The 16095-nt window shown below is 64.8% G+C and carries 13 protein-coding genes; 3 read left to right on the top strand and 10 right to left on the bottom strand.

Annotated features, from left to right (window positions below; genetic code table 11):
* Window positions 1–29: 29 nt before the first annotated feature.
* Window positions 30–1358 (bottom strand): dicarboxylate/amino acid:cation symporter, encoded by a 1329-nt coding sequence (locus ASD99_RS13680; protein ID WP_057143957.1) that lies wholly within the window; start codon window positions 1356–1358, stop codon window positions 30–32.
* Between the two features lie 172 nt (window positions 1359–1530).
* Here ASD99_RS13680 and ASD99_RS13675 point away from each other — a divergent pair, with 172 nt between their 5' ends.
* The 3 genes from ASD99_RS13675 to ASD99_RS13665 all read left to right on the top strand — a co-directional run bounded on the left by ASD99_RS13675 (window position 1531) and on the right by ASD99_RS13665 (window position 5388).
* A complete protein-coding gene (locus ASD99_RS13675; RefSeq protein ID WP_057144111.1) occupies window positions 1531–3507 on the top strand; it encodes a sensor histidine kinase in 1977 nt (658 codons plus the stop codon).
* Window positions 3504–4895 (top strand): sigma-54-dependent transcriptional regulator, encoded by a 1392-nt coding sequence (locus ASD99_RS13670; RefSeq protein ID WP_056581480.1) that lies wholly within the window; start codon window positions 3504–3506, stop codon window positions 4893–4895. The genes ASD99_RS13675 and ASD99_RS13670 overlap by 4 nt, the downstream gene beginning before the upstream one ends.
* A 67-nt stretch (window positions 4896–4962) precedes the next feature.
* Window positions 4963–5388, top strand: coding sequence for a GNAT family N-acetyltransferase (locus ASD99_RS13665; protein ID WP_056581478.1), 426 nt, complete (start codon window positions 4963–4965; stop codon window positions 5386–5388).
* On the opposite strand, the gene ASD99_RS13660 is transcribed toward ASD99_RS13665, so the two are convergent.
* The 9 genes from ASD99_RS13660 to murA all read right to left on the bottom strand — a co-directional run bounded on the left by ASD99_RS13660 (window position 5389) and on the right by murA (window position 16000).
* Window positions 5389–6504, bottom strand: a complete 1116-nt coding sequence (locus ASD99_RS13660) for an anhydro-N-acetylmuramic acid kinase (RefSeq protein ID WP_056581477.1) — start codon at window positions 6502–6504, stop codon at window positions 5389–5391.
* Window positions 6504–7517, bottom strand: coding sequence for a serine hydrolase domain-containing protein (locus tag ASD99_RS13655; RefSeq protein ID WP_413813935.1), 1014 nt, complete (start codon window positions 7515–7517; stop codon window positions 6504–6506). The genes ASD99_RS13660 and ASD99_RS13655 overlap by 1 nt, the downstream gene beginning before the upstream one ends.
* A 5-nt stretch (window positions 7518–7522) precedes the next feature.
* Window positions 7523–9271 carry an ABC transporter ATP-binding protein gene (locus ASD99_RS13650; RefSeq protein WP_057143955.1) on the bottom strand — a complete coding sequence of 583 codons (1749 nt, stop codon included), beginning with the start codon at window positions 9269–9271 and terminating at the stop codon, window positions 7523–7525.
* Window positions 9268–10107, bottom strand: coding sequence for an ABC transporter permease (locus ASD99_RS13645; protein ID WP_056581469.1), 840 nt, complete (start codon window positions 10105–10107; stop codon window positions 9268–9270). Before ASD99_RS13645 ends, ASD99_RS13650 begins: the two co-directional genes overlap by 4 nt.
* Window positions 10107–11066: an ABC transporter permease gene (locus tag ASD99_RS13640; protein WP_057143954.1), complete on the bottom strand. Its 960-nt coding sequence runs from the start codon at window positions 11064–11066 to the stop codon at window positions 10107–10109. The genes ASD99_RS13645 and ASD99_RS13640 overlap by 1 nt, the downstream gene beginning before the upstream one ends.
* 34 nt (window positions 11067–11100) lie before the next feature.
* Window positions 11101–12618, bottom strand: a complete 1518-nt coding sequence (locus ASD99_RS13635) for an ABC transporter substrate-binding protein (protein WP_057143953.1) — start codon at window positions 12616–12618, stop codon at window positions 11101–11103.
* A 146-nt stretch (window positions 12619–12764) separates the two neighbouring features.
* Window positions 12765–13688: an N-acetylmuramic acid 6-phosphate etherase gene (murQ, locus tag ASD99_RS13630; protein ID WP_057143952.1), complete on the bottom strand. Its 924-nt coding sequence runs from the start codon at window positions 13686–13688 to the stop codon at window positions 12765–12767.
* A 177-nt stretch (window positions 13689–13865) separates the two neighbouring features.
* Window positions 13866–14747 (bottom strand): N-acetylglucosamine kinase, encoded by an 882-nt coding sequence (locus ASD99_RS13625; protein WP_057143951.1) that lies wholly within the window; start codon window positions 14745–14747, stop codon window positions 13866–13868.
* Window positions 14744–16000 (bottom strand): UDP-N-acetylglucosamine 1-carboxyvinyltransferase, encoded by a 1257-nt coding sequence (gene murA, locus ASD99_RS13620; RefSeq protein ID WP_057143950.1) that lies wholly within the window; start codon window positions 15998–16000, stop codon window positions 14744–14746. Before murA ends, ASD99_RS13625 begins: the two co-directional genes overlap by 4 nt.
* Window positions 16001–16095 lie beyond the last annotated feature (95 nt).

Below are 16095 nucleotides of genomic sequence, written 5' to 3'. Positions count from 1 at the left end.
GGCCGTCAGCATTGGTATTGAGCAGTGGATTACTCGGCGGGAACGACGTCCGCCGGCAGGCTGTCGTCAGCAGTGCCCGCCAGGGCCCTGGCCAGCTTGGCCTCGTCGAGTTCGCCTTCCCAGCGCGCCACCACCAGCGTGGCGACGGCATTGCCGACGAAGTTGGTCAGCGCCCGGCACTCCGACATGAAGCGGTCGACGCCGAGGATCAGCGCCATGCCGGCGACCGGCACCGCAGGGACCACCGACAGCGTGGCGGCAAGGGTGATGAAGCCTGCCCCGGTAATGCCGGCGGCGCCCTTGGACGAGAGCATGGCAACCAGCAGCAGCAGGATCTGGTCGCCGATCGACAGGTGGATGTTGGTTGCCTGCGCGATGAACAGCGCCGCCAGCGTCATGTAGATGTTGGTGCCGTCAAGGTTGAAGGAATAGCCGGTCGGGATGACCAGCCCGACCACCGAGCGCTTGGCGCCGGCCTTTTCCATCTTCTCCATCAGCGAGGGCAGGGCGGCTTCCGACGAGGATGTGCCCAGCACCAGCAGCAGCTCTTCCTTGATGTAGCGGATCAGCGCCAGGATCGAGAAGCCGTTGTAGCGGCAGACGGCACCCAGCACGACGAAGACGAACAGAAACGACGTCACGTAGAAGGTGCCGACCAGCATGGCGAGGTTGATGACCGCGCCGATGCCGTATTTGCCGATGGTGAAGGCCATGGCGCCGAAGGCGCCGATGGGGGCGGCCTTCATCAGCACGCTCACCAGCTTGAAGATCGGCGTCGTCAGCGCTTGCAGGAAATTGAGGACGGGCGTGCCCTTGTCGCCGACCAGCGCCAGCGCAATGCCGAACAGTACCGAGAAGAACAGCACCTGCAGGATGTCGCCGTCGGCGAAGGCGCCGACGATGGTCGAGGGGATGATGTTCATCAGGAAGCCGGTGACCGACTGGTCGTGCGCCTTGGCGGCGTAGGTGTTGACGGTCGACACGTCTAGTGTCGCCGGGTCGATGTTGAAGCCGGCGCCCGGCTGCACGACATTGGCGACGACGAGGCCGATGATCAGCGCCAGCGTCGAGAAGGTGAGGAAATAGAGCATCGCCTTGCCGGCGACGCGCCCGACCTTCTGCAGGTCGCTCATGCCGGCAATGCCCGTCGTCACGGTGAGGAAGATGACCGGGGCGATGATCATCTTGACCAGCTTGATGAAGGCGTCGCCAAGCGGCTTCATGCTTTCGCCGACGGACGGATAGAAATGGCCGAGCAGGATGCCGACGGTGATCGCGACGAGCACCTGCACGTAGAGTTGGGCATAGAAAGGTTTGCGCTGCGCGGCAAGCGCGCCTGATTGGTCTGCGATGTGCATCGAACTCTCCCTGGCCGGATAGGGCGGAATGCACCGCCCTGCGTGACTTCTCCCATCGCGGCGCTCCGGTCGCGCGCCGCTAGCCAGGACTTTTGCAAGCGTCGTGCCAGATCGGGGAAAGGCCGGAATCCACGGATTTCCGCCTTTGTCGGACGCCGCGCGGGCAATGCCTGTGCGGATTTCCGCACAGGCAGCGTTTGCCTGGGCGGATTTTCGCATTACACTGGCCGAAAAGCCGCGAACAAAAGGGAGAGGGCAGACGCCGCAAGCAGGCACCGATAGCGAATCCCAAGGGTTTGCCGGGCGTGAGTTGCTGCGCGAGGCGGTGGCCCGGCTGCGCGATGGCCGCTGGCTTGTCGTGGTCGTCGCCCTTGCCGTCCTGGCCGGTGCAATCGCCATTGCCGGGCGCATTGCCTCCGGCCAGGCGGCCGACAATTTGCGTGACGGTGCGCTGGCCGCTCTGCCGCTGGCGGCGGGAACCCTGACCGGCGAAATCGAAAAGCAGCGCCTGGTTCCATTGGTGCTGGCGCGCGACGATGCGGTGCGCGGCGCTCTGCGCCGAGCCGGAAAGATGGAAGAGAAGGCCCTCAACGACAAGCTCAAGGCAATTGCCGGCGATGCCTCGGCGTCCGCCATCTATGTCATCGACACAGCCGGCATCGCGATATCAGCCAGCAATGCCGGCGAGCCGACCAGTTTTGTCGGCATCGACTACAATTTTCGGCACTATTTCAGGGAAGCCATGGCCGACGGTGCCGCCAGCCAATATGGCCTCGGCACGATCAGCGGCAAACCGGGCCTTTACCTGGCCAGCCGGGTCGACGATGGCGGCAAGCCGCTTGGCGTTGCGGTGTTGAAGGTCGAACTCGACCGCGTCGAAGCCAATTGGCGCTCCAGCGGCTTTCTCGTTTTCGTCACCGATGAACGTGGCGTGATTCTGGCCACCAGCCAGCCTGACTGGCGATTTCATGCCCTGGCGCCGCTCTCGCCCGCTGACACCGCCGCGGCCCACGAGCAGCTTCAGCTGGCCGATGCCAGCTTCGAACCCCTGCCGCTGCGGCGCGGCGCCGGTGACGGCCTGGCGACGATCGACAGTGCCGGAAAATCACGCCAGTTCGTCGAAGTGGTGCAGGATCTGCCCGGAGCGGCTCCCGGCTGGCGTCTCTGGCTGCTGACGCCCGCCGACGCTGCTCTCTCCTCCGCGGCCAACACAGCGCGCCTGACGACGCTGCTGGGGCTGCTGCTGATGGGCCTGCTTGCCTACGTGCTCACTCGGCGCCGGCGCGCCCGCCGGCTGCGGCAGGAAGCGCTGGCGCGCATGAACGTCGAACTGGAAAGCCGGGTCAGCATGCGAACGGCCGAGCTGACGCGTTCCAACACCGCACTTGCCGGCGAAATCGCCGAGCGCGAGAACGCCGAGGCCAAGGTTCGCCGGCTGCGTGACGATCTCGCTCAGGCCAACCGGCTTTCCATCCTCGGCCAGATCGCCGCCGGCGTGGCGCATGAGATCAACCAGCCGGTCGCCGCGATCCGCACCTATGCCGAGAATGCCGGCCGCTTTCTCGACAGCGGCAAGACCGGACCGGCCAGCGGCAATCTGACGTCGATCGTCTCGATGACCGAACGCATCGGCGCGATCACCAGCACCTTGCGCACCTTCGCCCGCCGGCCCGGCGTCGCCGCCTCGCCGCTGCCGGTGCGCGAGGCGATCGACGGTGCGCTGTCGCTGCTGTCTGGGCGCATCCGCGATTCCGGCGTGACCATCGTCAAACCGCACGGCAATGCCTCGCCGACGGTCATGGCGAGCCGCATCCGGCTGGAGCAGATCCTGGTCAATTTGTTGCAGAATGCACTGGATGCGATGAAGGACCAGCCCGATCCCCGCATCGAGATCGAACTTGCCGAGCGCGACGACAGGGTGCTGATTTCGGTGCGCGACAATGGTCCGGGCCTCGGTCCGGAGGCGGCCGGCAATCTGTTCATGCCGTTCCAGACCACCAAGGAGAAGGGGTTGGGCCTCGGGCTGGTGATCTCGCAGGAGATCGCCCAGGAACTGGGCGGCACGCTGCGGCTTGATCCCGGCGGCGCCAGCGCCCCCGGCAGCACCGGAGGCGCCTCCTTCACCATCGATTTGAGGCGAATAGAATGACGCAGGGATCAGGGCTGGTTGCGCTCGTCGACGACGATGCGGATCTGCTTCATGCCACCACGCAATCGCTCGAGCTTGCCGGCTTCACCGTGATCGCATTCAGCGCCGCCGAGGCAGCGCTTGCCGTCGTCGATGGGACTTTCGAGGGCGTTGTCGTCAGCGACATCCGCATGCCGGGCATGAATGGCTTGCAGCTGTTCGATCGCATCAAGGCGATCGACGCGGATATACCCGTGATCTTGATCACCGGCCATGGTGACGTGGATCTTGCGGTGGCCGCGCTAAAGGACGGCGTCTACGATTTTATCCCAAAACCCTATGCCGCGGATCGCCTTGTCGAGGCGCTGAAACGGGCATCGGAGAAACGGCGTCTGGTGATGGAGAACCGGCGACTGCGCGAAGCCGCGGCACTGGCCGCCGACGGCCTGCCGCTGATCGGCGAGGCGCCCGCCATTAGAAGGCTGCGCGAAACCTTGCGGCAGATCGCCGACATGGATGTCGACGTGCTGGTCGAGGGTGAGACGGGAACCGGCAAGGAAGTGGTGGCGGACCTCCTGCACAGATGGGGGCGGCGGCGCGCCAAACCCTTCGTAGCGCTGAATTGCGGCGCCCTGCCGGAGACCGTCATAGAAAGCGAACTGTTCGGCCACGAGGCGGGCGCGTTCACCGGCGCGCAGCGGCGGCGGATAGGCAGCATCGAGCATTCCAGCGGCGGCACGCTGTTTCTCGACGAGATCGAATCCATGCCGTCGGCCCTCCAGGTCAAGCTGCTGCGGGTGCTTGAAACGCGCAGCGTCACCCCGCTTGGTTCGAACGAGACCCGCCGTGTCGACCTCAGGGTCGTCGCGGCGACCAAGGTCGATCTCGGCCGGCCAGACCAGCGCGGCGATTTTCGCGAGGATCTGTATTTTCGCCTCAACGTGGTGACGCTGCGCATCCCGCCCTTGCGCGAACGGCGCGGCGACATTCCGATGCTGTTCGGGCATTTCCTCGGCAAGGCCTCGGAACGGTTCGGCCGGCCTGTCGCCAAGGTGAACGCGGCGGTCGGCGACCATCTCCACTCGCACGCCTGGCCGGGCAATGTGCGTGAACTCGCGCATTTTGCCGACCGCGTCGCGCTCGGTCTCGGACCGGAGGATGAGGTGAGGGTGGTGTCCGCAGACGTGCCGGAGCCAGAGGCAACACTGCCCGAGCGGGTCGGCCACTATGAGGCGCAACTGATCCGCGATGCGCTGCGCGACAATGGCGGCGATGTACGCGGCGCCATCGACGCGCTTGGCGTGCCGCGCAAGACCTTCTACGACAAGCTCAAACGCTACGGCATTGCCGCGTCCGAATTTCGCAATGGCGGCGATCAGGACACGCACCCTGTTCGTGGACAGGTATAGACATTGCGCAAGGCCGCTGCGCTTCGTAACGCTGGTTCGTATCCAGCTGCGCATCTCGGAAGAAGCCATGAACACGACCCTTGAAACCACGGCAAATCCCTTGCCGGAGGAACTCGCCTTTCTCGGGGAACGTCTGACGGCGTTCAATGACGGCGATGTCGGCGCGTCCGAAAGAAAGGCGCTTGCCGTGTTCGTGCGCGACGAGGGTGGCGCGGTCGTCGCCGGCATCTCCGGCTACACGGCCTGGGGCTGGCTCTACGTGCAATGGCTGTGGGTCGATGAAAGGCTGCGCGGCCAGCACATGGCCGGCAGGATGCTGGACGCGGCTGAGCAGGAAGCGATGGCGCGTGGCTGCCAGAACGCCTGGATCGACACTTTCAATCCGAATGCCGCCAAGGTCTATCAGCGTCAGGGTTACGAGCCCTTTGGAACGCTTGCCGATTTCCCTGTCGGTCGCAGCCGCATCTTTCTGAGGAAGAAATTGATTTCCTGATCAGCCCGCAAGTTTTCCGCCGCGCATCGGCTGCGGTGCGCCGGTGGTGCTCGGAAAACTGATCGGCAGGCCGCGCAGCACGCGCACCGCGAGGAAGGCGAAGCATTCCGCCTCCACCGCGTCGCCGCTCCAGCCGAGGCTTTCGGCCTGCACCACCTCGACGCCGGCGCGGCTGGCCAGCATTGCCATCATCGTCGGGTTGTGGCGGCCGCCGCCGCTGACCACCAGTTTTTTTGGGCGGCTTGGCAAAAGGTCGAGCGCCTTGCCGACGGCGCCGGCGGTGAAGGCGGTGAGCAGCGCCGCACCATCCTCGGCATTCAGGCCGTCCGCCATCGCGGCGCCGAAGTCGAAACGGTCCAGCGATTTGGGATAGGGCTTGCTCAGATAGGGGTGCTGCAATAGCTTGGCGAGCCGGGCCTCGTCGACCGTTCCCGCACGGCCAAGCGCGCCGTCGCGATCCATGTCGCCGAGCCCCTTCGACTTGATGAAATCGTTCAGCGGCGCGTTGGCGGGGCCGGTGTCAAAGGCAATGACGTTGTCGGCGCCGTCCCACCAGGTGATGTTGGCGACGCCGCCGAGATTGAGCACGGCGACCTCACCACTGGCGCCGGCGTTGCGCATCAGCGCGGTGTGATAGGCAGCGGCCAGCGGCGCGCCTTGCCCGCCGGCGCGCATGTCGGCCGAACGGAAATCATAGGCGACCTTGGTGCCCAGTATGCTGTGCATCAGCTCGCCGTCACCCAATTGCCGGGTCTGGCCGATACGTCCGACCTGCGGCGCGCGATGCAGCACGGTCTGGCCGTGAAAACCGACGACGCCGATATCGGCCATCGTCATCCCATAGCCTTCGACCAATTCCTTGACCGCCGCCGACTGGGCACGCGTCAGGGCTTCCTCCGCCTTGCGAAAAATCGCCGGCTCCGGCCCGACGAAATTCCAGGCTCTCGCCGCCGTCAGCGTCTCTTCCAGCAGGGTGCGGATCGATGGGGGATAGGGCATCAGCCGATAGGTGCCGAAATCCTCGATCCGCTCGCCATCGGTCTTGATCAGCGCGACGTCGATGTTGCCGTCAAGCACGGTGCCGGTCATCAGGCCGACGGCCCAGATTGGTTCCATTATTGCGCTCCATTCATGAGATCACCGACCGTTTGCCGAAGCTGAACGATTCCGCTGTCGAAATGACGTGTCGGATGGATCCGGTTGGTGAGCAAGGTCCAGGCCCTGCCTCTGTCGAAGTCGATCCACAATCCCGTGCCGGTAAAGCCGGTGTGGCCGATGGTTCCCGGGCTGCACAAGGCCCCGCCGGGCCAGCCCTCATAGGGGCGCTCCCAGCCATGGGTGCGGGTGGCGGACAAGGGCGTGCGCATCAGCGCAATTGAACGCTCGGATGCGCCAGTGCCATCCAGCAGCCCTTGCGCGAAATCGAGGACGGAAGCGGCTGTTCCGAACAGGCCGGCATGCCCAGCGCCCTGCAGCGCCGAGCAATTGTCGTCGTGGACCTCGCCGGACAGCACGCGATGACGCCAGGTGCAGTCTTCCGTCGCCGCGGCGACATCGGGCTCCGTTGACCAGGCAAAGCCGGGGCCGGGATCCATGTCGCGGATGATCTTGCTCGACAGCAGCTCCAGCGCGAAGCCGAGCAGGATGAAGTTGATGTCGGAATAAACGGGATCGCGGGCCCGCCATTCGCGCTGCAGGATGAAGGCGCGCAGCAGTTCGGGATCGCGTCCGTAGGTGTAGATCGGCTCGACGGCTGGAAACGGCGTCTGGTGGCCAAGGCACTGCCGGAACGTCACTTTCCGCTCCCAGGCCTCTGCATCATACTGGCGCAGGTCCGGCAGGACAGAGACCAGCGGCGCATCGAGATCGATGACGCCGTCTTCCGCCAGCGCCAGGATGCGCGGTGTTGTGAAGATGATTTTGGTCAGGGACGCCAGATCGAACCAGGTGTTGTCCTGCATGGAGCGGGGCTTCGGCACGAGTTGCGCCGAGCCGATCGATCGGATGATGCGGTCGCCGTTACGGTTGACAGCGCCGAGCACGCCGCCGGGAATGCGTTTGGCGGAAACCGACGCTGCGAGCGGCTGGAAGGCGCGATCGAAGAGTTGGGCGAGGTCATCAGAGGGGATCGCAGTCACGCTTCCGCCCTCGCCATATGATCGCTGCCGAACCGCTCCCACCTGGCCGGAGCCGGCTCGAACCCGCGCGGGCGCACCAGCGAGGGCACCTGGCGCGTGTCGAGCTCGAAATGCTCGTGCCGTCGGTCGACGGTCGGAACGGCGGCGATCAGCTTCTTCGTATAGGAATGCTTCGGCTTCGACAGCACCGAGGTCGCATCGCCGATCTCGACGATCTGGCCGGCATAGATGACGGCGATGCGATGAGCGATCCGCTCGACGACCGCCATATCGTGCGAGATGAACAGATAGGCCAACCCGAATTCACGCTGCAGGTCGACCAGCAGTTCCAGCACCTTGGCCTGCACAGAGACATCCAGCGCCGAAACTGCTTCATCCAGAACCACGACAGACGGGTTCAGCATCAGCGCGCGGGCAATGCACAGCCTTTGTCGCTGGCCGCCGGAGAATTCATGGGGATAGCGCTCCAGACTGTTTTTCGGCAGGCCGACGCGTTCCAGCAGGCTCGCCATCCTGACCCGCGTTCCGGCATCCAACCGGCCGCCTGTGGCGATCACCGGTTCGGCCAGGATGCTCTCGATGCTGAGCCTAGGGTTGAGCGAGGCATAAGGGTTCTGGAACACCATCTGCACGGGCAGGGCGCTCTGCTGCACGGAAGCATTTCGAGCGCCGACCGTGAAGCTGCCGCGTGTCGACCGCACCAGCCCGAGCACGGCGCGCGCGGTGGTGGACTTGCCCGATCCACTCTCGCCGACGATGGCCAGCGTCTCGCCCGGCATCAGGTCGAAATCGACGCCGTCGACGGCATGCACCGCTCCCGTGGCGCGGCTGAAGAAACTGCTCTTGAGGGGGAATCGCACCACCAGACCATCGACCTTCAAGGCCGGTTCTGTGCCTGCGCCCTTGTCGCGCCGTCCGTCCGAGCGCGTCGTGCCGCCGTTGGTGAAATGCGGCACCGCATGCAGCAGATGCTGCGTATAGGGGTGCTGCGGACTGTCGAGGATCTGGTTGAGCTCGCCTTGCTCCACGGCCTGACCGTTTTGCATCACCATCACCTTGTCGGCGATGCCGGCGACCAGGCCGATGTCATGCGTGATGAAGATCATCGACATGCCGGTTTCCCGCTTCAACTCGGCCAGCAGCGCCATGATCTGCGCCTGCACCGTCACGTCGAGCGCCGTCGTCGGCTCGTCGGCGATCAGCAGGCGCGGATTGCAGGCCAGCGCAATGGCGATCATCACCCTTTGCAGCATGCCGCCAGAAAGCTGGTTGGGCGTGTATTTCAGCCGCCGCGCGGCATCGGGAATGCGCACGCGGTCGAGCGCATCCTTGGCCGCTGCCGTGGCTTGTCTTCCGATGAGGCCACGGTGCAGGCGAAACGATTCCTCGATCTGCGAGCCGATGGTCAGCACCGGATTGAGCGAGGTCATCGGCTCCTGGAAGATCATGCCGATCTCGGCGCCGCGAATGCCGGTCAGTTGCGGTTCAGTCGCGGTCATAAGGTCGAAGAGGCTGCCGTCGGCGCGTTTCAGCTTCATGGCGCCGCCGGTGATGCGGCCGCCGCCGAAATCGATGAGACGGTTGATCGATAGCGCCGTGACGGATTTGCCCGAGCCGCTCTCGCCGACAATGGCAAGTGTTTCGCCGTCGGCTAGGTCGAAGCTGACGCCGCGCACCACTTCATTGGCTTGCGGATTGCGGCCGAAGCCGACGCGCAGGTCCGAGACGGAGAGAAGCGGGATCATGCCGGCGCCCTTCGCATCTTCGGGTCGAGGATATCGCGCAGGGCGTCACCCAGCAGATTGAAGCCGAGGATGCTGATCATGATCGCCAGACCGGGGAAGATCATCAACCAGGGCGCCGTTTCCATCAGATTTCGGCTGTCGCTCAGCATCAGGCCGAGCGAGGCGGCGGGTGGCTGCGTGCCGAGCCCGAGGAAGCTCAGACCCGCTTCGGTCAGAAGCGACCAGGCCAGGGCAAGCGTCACCTGCACCGTCAATGGCGCCACCAGATTGAGCAGCAGATGCCGCGTCACGATGTAGGATGAGCTGCTGCCGAAGGTGCGCGCAGCATCGACGAATTCACGTGCCTTGAGCGACAGAGCAGGGCCGCGCACAACGCGGGTGAAGATCGGCGTGTAGACGATGCCGATGGCAACGATGCTGGTCCATGTGCCCGGCCCTGCAACGGTGACGATGAGCAGCGCCAGGAGGATCGCCGGGAAGGCCAGCAGCACATCCATGATCCGCATCACGACACCGTCCCAGCGGCGCCCGAGCCAGGCGGCGGCCAGTCCCAGAACCGTGCCGGCAAGGGTCGCGAAGGCCACCGAGAAGAAGGCAACCGTGAACGACTGGCCGATGCCCGCCATGAGCCGGCTGGCCACGTCGCGGCCGAACAAATCGGTGCCCATCCAGTAGGCGCCGTTGGGCGCGTGCAGCCGGTCGACCCGGTATTGCGTGATGGGATTGTGCGGCGTCAGCCCCAGCATGCCGAGGATGGCAATCAACAGATAGACGCCGACGATGACGCCGCCGATGCGGCCGCTGCCGTGGCTGAAGATGGCGCGCAGGATGCGCATCAGGACTCTCCCAGCCGGATGCGCGGATCGAGCGCGACATAGGCGAGGTCGACCAGGAGATTGACGATCATGAAGTTGAAGGCGATGAACAGCACGCTGCCTTGCACCAGCGCGTAGTCGCGTTGCTGGATCGCATCCAGCACCATACGGCCAAGTCCCGGCAGGGCGTAGATCTGCTCGACGATGACGGCGCCACCCAGCAGATAGCCGAACTCGATGCCGCTCAAGGTGACGACCGGGATCAGCGCATTGGGCAGGGCGTGCCGCCAGATGACGCTGCGCGCCGAGGCGCCTTTGCTGCGGGCGGTGCGGACATAGTCGTCGCTCAACACATCGAGCATAGCCGAGCGCGATATGCGGGTGACGGATGCGGCGAAGGCGAAGCCGAGGGTGATGGCGGGCAGGATCATCTGGCTGAGATTGCGCAATGGATCTTGCCAGAGCGGCGCGAATTCGCCCATCGCCGGCAGCACGCCGAAGCCGGCCGACAGCATGTAGATGATCAGCAATCCGAGCACGAAGCTCGGCGTCGACTGGCCGATCATGGCGACGATGCGCACGCCCAGATCGGACAGTTTCTCATTGTGCGTGGCGGCGAATATCCCGGCAGGCATGCCGACCACCAACGCGATGATCATCGACAGCACGGCCAGCTCGAGCGTGAGTGGAAAGCGCTCGAGGATGACATCGAGCACCGGCCGGCCATAGGTGACCGAGATGCCGAGATTGCCGTGAAGGATGCCACCAATCCAGCGCCAGTACTGGATGAACCAGGGCTGGTCGATGCCGAAATAGGCGGCGAGCGAGTCGCGTTGCGCCGGCGTCAGCAGGCCAGCTTCGGTGCCCAGCATCGCCGTGATCGAATCGCCCGGCACCATCCGGATCGCCACGAAGACCAGGATGGACACGCCAAGCAGGACGAGAGGAAACGTCGCCAGTCGTCGCATCAGATAGTTCACGCGAAGAAGTCCTCTCGTCCAATACCTGCGGCGGCTACTGCTGGATGGTAACCTTGCTCAGGCTGAACAGCGTGCCCGTCGGCGTCGGCACGAACCCGGCTATGTTCTTCTGCTGGGCCGTGTAGCTGTAGGAGGTGTAGAGCCAGATCCACGGCGACATTTCGGCGAGGTGCTTCTCGAACTCGGCGAAGATCACCTTGCGCTTCGCCGGATCGGTCTCGGCGCGGCCCTGCTGCATCTGGCTGTCGAGCGTGTCGTCGATGTAGTTCGCCACCTTCTGCAGATTGCGCGCCTTGGTCCAGTAGCGGTTGTACATTGTGTAGGGGTCGGCGCGGCCGCCGTTGAGCGCGATCGCCATGTCGAAATCGCCCTTCAGCCAGGCGTCGACATAGACGTTGAGCTCCATCATCTTGATGTCGAGCTTGACGCCGATTTCGGCGAGTTGCGACTGGATGACCTGGGCTTCCGCCGCCGCCGTCGGCGGCTCGCCGGTGGCGCCGATCACGGTCGCCGAAAAGCCATCGGCAAAGCCGGCTTCAGCCATGAGCTTCTTGGCCTTGTCGAGATCGCGTTTGTAGCAGAACAATTGGCTTGGGTCGGTCGCCAGCGCCGGGATGGTCAGCGGTCCGGTGACCTTGCCCTCGCCGAGCGAAGCGGTGTCCAGCACCTCCTGCCGGTCGATGGCGCAAGAGATGGCCTGGCGCACCTTCAGTTCGGTCATCGGCTTGCGCGACGGATTGAGCTGCAGCACATGATAGGCCAGCACCGGCACGCGGTTCAGCTGCAGGCTGGCCTCCTTCGGCACCAGTGTGGCGACAAGCGGATCATTGAGCAGCGCGAAGTCGATCTGCTTGGTGCGAATGGCGGCCAAGATCGCCGCTTCGTCCGGCAGCACGCTGATCTCGATGCCGTCGACGCCGGTAGCACCCCCGGCCCAGTCCTTGTTGGCGCTCAAAACCTCCTTGGCATTGGGGTCCCACTTGTCGAGCTTGAACGGGCCTGAGCCGACCGCCTTGGTGCCGATCGAGCCGGCCTTGATTTCGCTTGCCGGAACGATGGCCGCGTTGACGTCGCTCATCGCCGTCAGGATGGGCGCATCCGGCTGCGACAGATGAAACACGACGGTGGCCGGATCCGGCGTGTCGATGCTGGCGATCGACAGGAAGTTGGCGCGGGCAGCCGCACCGGTCTTCTCGTCGAGGATACGCTCGAACGATGCCTTGACGTCGGCCGAGGTCACAGCCGTGCCGTCCTGGAATTTCGCCTTGGGATCAAGCTTGAAGGTCAGCGCCTTGCCGTCCTTGGAGAACTCCCAGGATGTGGCGACGGCCGGGATGATCTGCAGGCTGGCGTCGACCCGCACCAGCGGCTCATAGATCAGCTCCAGCAGCCGCAGCGATGAAAAGGCCGTCTGCTTGTGCGGGTCAAGCCCGGTGGCGTCCTGCGACCAGGCCATGTGCAGCGTTGCTGCTTGCGTCGAAACCGTCGCGATGCCGAGCATCGCCGCCAGCGTGATACCCGACAGCAGTGTTCTTGTAAGATGCCCTATCATTGTCGTCTCCCATTTTGATTTGACTTGATGCCTTGCAGTTTCTGCCGACCGCTTCCAAGACACACGCGCTTTGGAGTATCGGCCCAGTCTATGCGGCCTCGCGCCGTCTTGTCTAAAGCGGCTTTAGCCGTCTTGCTCATGCGGCTTCATGCCGTCCTCTCGCTAATTGCCTTTCGCAAGAACCCTCCGGCGTTGCCGAGCGCCGCGCGCGCCTCCTCGACACCCATGCCGGTGATCGTCACCAGGATCGCCAGCTTCACATCATTGCCGGTCTGGCCGAGCACCTGTTTTGCCTGCTGCGCCGAGCAGCCCGTCGTCTGCATGACGATCCGGATCGCCCTGGCAACGAGTTTCTTGTTGGACGGGTTAAGATCGACCATCAGGTTCTGGTAGCTCTTGCCGATGCGGATCATCGAGGCGGTGGTCAGCATGTTGAGCACCAGCTTCTGCGCGGTTCCCGATTTCAGCCGGGTCGAGCCGGTAAGCACTTCCGGGCCGACGACCGGCGAGATGGCAATGTCGGCGATGCCGGCAATGGTCGACGCCGGATTGCAGGACAGGGCAACCGCTGTTGCGCCCACCTGCCGGGCATAATTCAATCCGCCGATGACATAGGGCGTACGGCCACTGACAGCGATGCCGACCACGACGTCGTCCGATGTGAGCCCGATCTCCTGCAACGCCCTGGCGCCCATTTCAGGATCGTCCTCGGCGCCTTCCGTCGACCGCACCAGGGCGTCCGGGCCACCGGCGATCAGGCCGACGACCATGCCTTCAGGCACGCCGAAAGTCGGCGGGCACTCCGAAGCATCGAGAACGCCGAGCCGCCCGCTGGTGCCGGCGCCCATATAGATCAGCCGGGCGCCTTTCTGGAAGGCAAGCACGATCCGATCCACCGCGGCCGCGATGTCAGGCACGACCTTTTCGACAGCCACCGGGACGGCCCTGTCCTCATCGTTGATCTTGCGCAGGACGTCGACGGTCGGGAGCACGTCGATGTCCATCGTCCTCGGGTTCCGGCCCTCGGAAATCAGCCGGTCCAGCTCGGACATCAACCCTTGTTCAGTCATTCAGTGCTTTCAAAACCATACCGCACAGCCGGAACAGCAAGGCACGCCGACCGACACCAGCACACACGAACCAAGGGTCCGTCGTCGCTACCCTGTTTTCTTTCGTTAACTTTTTAGAATTTGATATTCATACCGTCAACACAAATTTGGAATATTTTATTCCTTATGGGGCAAGCGCTACCGACCGTCGAGGGACCTTTTGGCAAGAATGATCGCGCCCGACACGGCATCGCCGTCAGCCGGCTTCAGGCGGCGCCGGACATCGGGGGAGAGCCAGGGTTCAAGCGGACTGGCGAGGCCGCCCAGCAAGGTCACTCGGGGCGCGCCTTTTCCGAACAGCACCCGCACCAGCGTATCGACTTGCTCGGCAGCACTTTGCACGATGCGCCGTCCGGCCGGATCGCCTTGATCGGCATGGCGCAACACCATCGGCGCCAGTGCGGCATAGTCGGTGGCACTGGCGCGGTCCATCCAGGCGACCGCTTCCATCGGGTCACCCTCGAAGCGCTGCATCATCTCCGCCAGAAGGGCTGTCCGCTCATGCCGGCCATCATGGGCGCGCAACGCCAGTTGCACGGCTTTCAGGCCAAGGTGAGCGCCGCTGCCCTCGTCGGAGATTGGAAAGCCGTAGCCGCCGACACGCAGGTCGCGGCCGTCGACAAAGCCAAGGCCGATGGAGCCCGTTCCGGCGATGACAATGGCGCCGTCCTGGCCGGAATGCGCGCCCAGGCAGGCGCCGACGCCATCGCTGACGAAATCGATGCTGGCGAACGGATGCACGATCGCCTGCAATGCGTCCAGCGCACCCTTGCGGCCGATGCCGGCAAGGCCAATGCCAGTGTGGATCCGGGCTATCTCCGCAGCCCCGAAGCCTGCTTCCTCGATCGCCGTGCCAAACGCTTTTGCGACCGACGCCCAGGCCGCATCGATGCCGAGCCGTGTTGTCGCCGGGCCGGACAGACCTTGTCCCAGCACGTTTCCCTGGCCATCCTCGATGCGGGCGCGGCAGCCGGTGCCGCCCCCGTCGACGCCCAGAAAATAGTGTTCCGCGCCGTTCATGCGCTCAGCCGCTCTATGTCGGCGCCGCACAGACGCAGCTTGCGGTCCAGCTGTTCATAGCCGCGGTCGAGGTGATAGACCCGATTGATGGTCGTCTCGCCCTCGGCGACCAGCGCCGCCAGCACCAGTGACACCGATGCGCGCAGGTCGGTGGCCATCACTGGTGCGCCGTGCAGTTTCTTGCCGCCACGCACCAGCGCCGTGGTGCCCTGCAGCTTGATATTGGCGCCGAGCCGCATCAGTTCGGGCACATGCATGAAGCGGTTCTCGAAGATGGTTTCGCGCAGCAGCGATGCACCCTCGGCGCAGCACATCAGCGCCATGAACTGCGCCTGCAGATCGGTCGGAAAACCGGGATAGGGTTCCGTCGTCAGGTCGGCGGCTTTAAGCGGCCGGTCGCGTGAGACGATGAGCCCGCGGTCGCCGGGCCAGACGCTGACGCCGGTGGCCTCCAGCAGTTGCACCGCCGAGGCCATGTGCTCGAGCCGGGCATGCGTCAGCTCGAGCTGGCCGCCGGTGATCGCCGCGGCGATGGCATAGGTGCCGGCCTCGATTCGGTCCGGGATGATGTCGTGCCTGGCGGCATGCCAGCTGGTGCCGCCGGCGATCAGGATGCGGTGCGTGCCGGCGCCCTCGATGCTGGCACCCATGGCGTTGAGGCAAGCGGCGAGATCCGCCACTTCGGGTTCGCGCGCCGCGTTGAGGATCTCGGTTTCGCCCTTGGCCGTGGTCGCCGCCATCATTGCGGTTTCCGTTGCCCCGACCGACGGCGAGCTCAAGACGATGCGCGTGCCGGTCAGCCCGTTCGGGGCAGCGGCGACGATCGAACCGTTCTCGATGGCGATCCTGGCGCCCAGTGCCGCGAGCGCCGCGACATGCATGTCGACCGGCCGCGCGCCGATCGCGCAGCCGCCCGGCAGCGAAACCCTGGCATGGCCGAAACGCGCCAGCAGCGGCGCCAGCACGAGCACCGTCGCCCGCATCTTTCTGACCGTATCGTAGGACGTCTCCTTGGAGACGGCGGCACTGGTGTCGATCGTTGCGGCATGCGCCGACCGCGTCACCTCGGCACCGTGCAGCCGCACCACGCCGAGCATGTTTTCGACATCGGTCACATCAGGCAGATTGGTCAGTTCCAGCGGGTAGGGGCTGAGCAGGGCGGCCGCTATCTGCGGCAAGGCAGCGTTCTTGGCGCCGGATATGGTGACCGCGCCTTCCAGTCTTTGTCCGCCGACGATCCGCAATCTGTCCATGAGCTGAAACCTTGTGCGACGAAAGCCGGCCACACTCGGGCGGCTCTCTCTGGAGATGCTGCTCCGAATCCCGGATTTGGCCTGGTCCAGTTCGA

The organism is Mesorhizobium sp. Root695, assembly GCF_001428185.1.
Classification (GTDB): domain Bacteria; phylum Pseudomonadota; class Alphaproteobacteria; order Rhizobiales; family Rhizobiaceae; genus Mesorhizobium.
Note: the sequence above shows the minus strand (reverse complement) of the source record. Positions and strands in the feature narration are given on the sequence as shown.